The organism is Rhizobium ecuadorense, from assembly GCF_001187535.1.
In the GTDB taxonomy this organism is placed as follows: domain Bacteria; phylum Pseudomonadota; class Alphaproteobacteria; order Rhizobiales; family Rhizobiaceae; genus Rhizobium; species Rhizobium ecuadorense.
The window spans coordinates 1-211 of the sequence record NZ_LFIO01001333.1; the positions used below are offsets into that span (position 1 = coordinate 1).

At 59.7% G+C, this 211-nt stretch carries 1 protein-coding gene; it reads left to right on the forward strand.

Going from position 1 to position 211, the window contains the following annotated elements:
* The coding region (locus tag AF337_RS44640) for a VOC family protein (protein WP_342028457.1) at positions 1 to 211 on the forward strand (211 nt) is incomplete at both ends.

Consider the following 211-nt stretch of genomic DNA (forward strand, 5'->3'; position numbering starts at 1 on the left):
TCATCAAGCCGTTCGATGGCCGCCCTGCCACCGTCGGCAACGGCGGAATGATTGCTTTCGAAGCTCCGTCCCGTTCAAAGGTTGACGAAGCCCATGCAACTGCATTGGCGGCGGGTGGCTCGGACGAAGGGGCGCCTGGTCCACGTGGCGAGAACGGTACGGGTCCTTACTGCGCCTATTTTAGCGATCCGGAAGGCAACAAGTTTCTGAT